This is a genomic window from uncultured Rothia sp. (assembly GCF_937976295.1).
In the GTDB taxonomy this organism is placed as follows: domain Bacteria; phylum Actinomycetota; class Actinomycetes; order Actinomycetales; family Micrococcaceae; genus Rothia.
In genome coordinates this window covers 1-3784 of the sequence record NZ_CALJRY010000166.1, presented here as the reverse complement: position 1 = coordinate 3784, position 3784 = coordinate 1, and the positions used below count along the sequence as shown (strand labels likewise).

The following is a 3784-nucleotide window of genomic DNA, read 5'->3' as shown; positions in this document are numbered from 1 at the left end:
GACCTCAAAGAAGTCATCTTCGAGGTCATCTCCGCCTTCGCGACCTGCGGCCTCTCGAACGGCCTCTCCGCCAGCCTACCTCCGGCAGGCGTATACGTGCTCAGCGTTCTGATGCTCATTGGTCGTGTGGGTACAACAACCGCCGCAACCGGCCTGGCAATGCGTTCACGCCGCCGCCTCTACAAGTTCCCCGAAGAAAGGCCGACCATTGGCTAGTGCACATAACGCCCCCGTTCTCGTGATCGGCCTGGGCCGCTTCGGTTCAGCAGTGGCTGCTCAGTTGCGCCTGCAGAATAAAGAGGTTCTCGCGATTGAGAAGGACCCCGAACTGGTGCAGAAGTGGTCCGGCGTGCTGACCCACGTGGTCTCCGCCGATGCGACCGATATCGACACCCTGCACCAGTTGGGCGCGGACGAGTTCGGTTCCGCCGTGGTGGGTGTGGGCACCTCCGTGGAGGCGTCCGTGCTGATTACCGCGAACCTCGTAGACATTGGCGTGGAGCGTATCTGGGCGAAGGCTATCACCCCCGCGCACGGCAAGATTCTGGAGCGTATTGGCGCGCACCACGTGGTCTACCCGGAGGCGGACGCCGGCCGCCGCGCCGCGCACCTCGTCTCGGGTCGACTGCTGGACTACATTGAGTTTGATGACGACTTCGCGATTGCGAAGATGCGCCCGCCGAAGGAAACTCACGGCTTCACCCTCGCTGAGTCGGATATCCGCTCCAAGTACGGTGTGTCCGTGGTCGGTATTAAGTCCCCCGGTGAGGACTTCACCTACGCGGACGCGACCACCCGCATTCACTCGCGCGACATTCTGATCGTGTCCGGTCAGGTGGATCTGATTGAGCGTTTCGCGGCGCGGCCCTAAGCGCGTTTTTCCGCGCTGCGGCGGTTATCTTCCCCAGCTCTGCTGGTTTTGAGGAGCCCGCGATTAGACATAGAAAAACAGCCTCTTCCCGTTCTGCCGGGAGGAGGCTGTTTTTCTGTAGTTTCAGCTAGTCAGGAGGATGCTACCAGACGGTATTAGTCCTCGTCAGCGGTGTACAGCTGGCTCATTTCCGCCGAACGTGCCGCACAGGCGCGCATCGCGTCCTCGGTCAGCTGGAAGAGGCCACCGTCCACGAAGGTGTTCAGTGCACGCTCGGTGGTGCCGTTCGGGCTGGTCACGGCGCGGCGCAGGGCGGGCGCATCCGGGTTGGTGTCGAGCAGGAAGCCCGCACCGGCAACGGTTGCGCTGGCAAGCTTGAGCGCGGTGTCTGCATCCAGGCCGAGCTTCTCGCCGGCGGCTGCCATCGCCTCCGCAAGCAGGAACGCGTATGCCGGGCCAGAACCGGAGACTGCGGTGACCGCGTCCATCTGGTCTTCGCGGACCTCAACGACCAGACCGACGGTGCCCAGGACCTCTTCGACGAGCTTCTTCTGCTCCTCCTTCACGGTGTCGGTGGTGGAGATGGCGAGCACGCCCTTGCCCACGGAGGAGGGGGTGTTCGGCATGCAGCGAACAATGGGCTGACCTGCGGGAAGGCACTCGGCGAGGGTTTCGAGGGTCACACCAGCAGCAACGGACACCACAACGGCGTTCGGTGCGAGGGCGGGTGCGATGTCGCGGGCAAGTTCGACGATGCCGTAAGGCTTCACGCCGAGCAGCACGACGTCTGCGTGGGCGGTTGCCTTGTGGTTGCCGTCGGCTTCGCCGCCGGTGGTGATGATTTCTACCTGGTCGCCGAGGCGCTGGGCGAGGGCGGCGTGAGATTCTTCGCTACGCACGGTGGCGCGGATGTGTGCGGGGTCGTGGCCGGCTGCGAGCAGACCTGCGGCGATGGAGCCGTTCATGGAGCCGGTGCCGAGAAAAGCAATAGTTGCGGTCATCGTTGATCCTTCCTAATGGGGTGCCTGCGCCCTGCCGGAGCACGCGGTGTGCTGTGCGCGGCGGGCGTGTGGAGGCGTACCCTTCCAGCATAGCGGGTGCGGCTACGGGCGTGTGACCTGGCTCGTGCTTCTTCTAGGCTTTCTACGCGGCGGCTTCACTCAGCGTGCCCATACACCGCGCCCATGTACCGCATCCCTATGCGCCGGGCTTAGCTTCTCACCTTGTTCTCACCTTGCTCTCACCTTGTGGCCCGTCCACGAGCCGCCAAAAGCGCGGGAGTAGAATGAAAGCAGCTTCAACCGCGGCAGTTTGTGCCGGGCATGAGGCTTTCAACAACACACAGCACGCAACGCACAAACCCCTTTTTTCTATGTCTTCTCATACTGGTTCCTCCTCAAATAGCCCGCAGAATCCTGCGGGTTCCCGCTCTTTTTCATTTCGCCTCCTGCTGGGGCTGACCCTTGCCGCGCTGGTCACGGGCGTGTTCAGCGGCCTGGGTGCGATTGTTCTGCACTATGTTCTGGACTTTATGCAGGAGCTAACTTTCGGTCAGGCTGAGGGGCATCACCCGATGGTCACTGACGGCGCTGACCCGGCGCGTCGTGCCCTGGTTTTGGCGGCGTTGGGTCCGTTTGTGGCGTTGGTTTGGTACTACTTGCAGTCCGGCGGTCGGCGTGTGGTCGGCGTGAAGTCGCAGATTGCCGGTGCTACTGAGGAGGATCGTGCGCCGTCGCTGTGGCGGCAGATTTCGCATTCGGTGATTCAGATTGTTGCGGTGGGTGCGGGTTCCCCTGTGGGTAAGGAGGTCGCGCCGCGTGAGCTGGGTGCGCTGGCTGCGGGTCGGTGCGCGCGTTTTCTGGAGCGTGTGGGTGGCACTCGCCCGGATGGTTCGCCGCTGTTGGGTGATCGTGAGCGTCGTCTGCTGGTGGCGGCGGGTGCGGCGTCCGGTTTGGCGGCGGTGTATCAGGTGCCGGTTGGTGGTCTGGTGTACCTTGTGGAGGCGATGGCTGCGGGCCTGAGCTTGTGGTCGCTGTATGTGGGTGCGGTGACGGTGTGGACGGCGACGGTCACGGCGAATCTGGTGATTTCGAGTGCGCCGACGTACCCGGTGCCGCAACTTCCGTTGGATGCGACGACGCTGACGGTTGCGGCGTTGACGGGTGTGGTGTTGGCTCCGTTGGCGTTGGGTTTTAGGGCGTTGTCGCAGCGTGCGGAGAAGATTAAGGCGAAGGACCGTTCTCTTTTGTGGCGTATTCCGGTGGCGTTTGTGCTGGTCGCGGTGGTTTCGCTGTGGCTTCCAGAGATTCTGGGTAATGGTCGCCTGCTGACTCAGCACACGTTTGATGTGTCTTTGGATGCGGCGGCGGGCGGCTTGTCTGCAGCGGCGGCTGTGTATGTGTTGGCGTTGTGCGTGGCGAAGGCTGCCGTAGTGTTGTTGAGTCTGCGTTCGGGTTCGTATGGCGGTACGTTGACGCCGGGTTTGGCGTTGGGTGCGGCGGCTGCGTTTTGTGTGGCGGCGCTGGTGCTGTGGGCGTTCCCCGGTTTGGACGGGGTGCCGGGTGGCGCGTCGATGGTGTTGTATGCGGCGGCGTTGACGGGTACGGCGGCGTTTTTGGGCGTGTCGATGAATGCGCCGCTGTCTGCGTTGACGTTGTTGATTGGTTTTACGGGTCAGGGTGCGAGTGCATGGCTACCGATGGCGGTTGCGGTGGGCACGGCGGTGCTGACGCGCTGGGCGTGGACGGGGGCGTTCGGCGCTAAGAAATAGGCTCTGACAGGTGGCGGGCGGCCCCGGATGCGGAAGTGTTCGGGGCCGCCCACTTTTTAGACCGAGGTTTTCGATAGGTTAGTGTCTTCACCGTGGGTCTTTAACCCGCAGTGAAGACACTAACCTATCGACGAAAAGGCTAA

Annotated in this window: 4 protein-coding genes; 3 read left to right on the top strand and 1 reads right to left on the bottom strand. The window is 62.9% G+C overall.

What is annotated here, in order from left to right:
- Together Q0216_RS04565 and Q0216_RS04560 are read left to right on the top strand one after the other, a co-directional pair.
- A partial coding sequence (locus Q0216_RS04565; protein ID WP_298593277.1) for a potassium transporter TrkG occupies positions 1 to 216 on the top strand: 216 nt, incomplete at its 5' end.
- Entirely contained in the window at positions 209 to 871 is a 663-nt protein-coding gene (locus Q0216_RS04560) for a TrkA family potassium uptake protein (RefSeq protein WP_060824354.1), read from the top strand. The genes Q0216_RS04565 and Q0216_RS04560, both read left to right, overlap by 8 nt.
- A 155-nt stretch (positions 872 to 1026) precedes the next feature.
- Here the strand turns inward: Q0216_RS04560 and proC are convergent, their stop codons facing one another.
- Positions 1027 to 1872: a pyrroline-5-carboxylate reductase gene (proC, locus tag Q0216_RS04555; RefSeq protein WP_298593274.1), complete on the bottom strand. Its 846-nt coding sequence runs from the start codon at positions 1870 to 1872 to the stop codon at positions 1027 to 1029.
- A gap of 371 nt (positions 1873 to 2243) precedes the next feature.
- Between proC and Q0216_RS04550 the strand changes: the two genes are divergently transcribed.
- Positions 2244 to 3641, top strand: coding sequence for a chloride channel protein (locus tag Q0216_RS04550; protein WP_298593272.1), 1398 nt, complete (start codon positions 2244 to 2246; stop codon positions 3639 to 3641).
- Positions 3642 to 3784 lie beyond the last annotated feature (143 nt).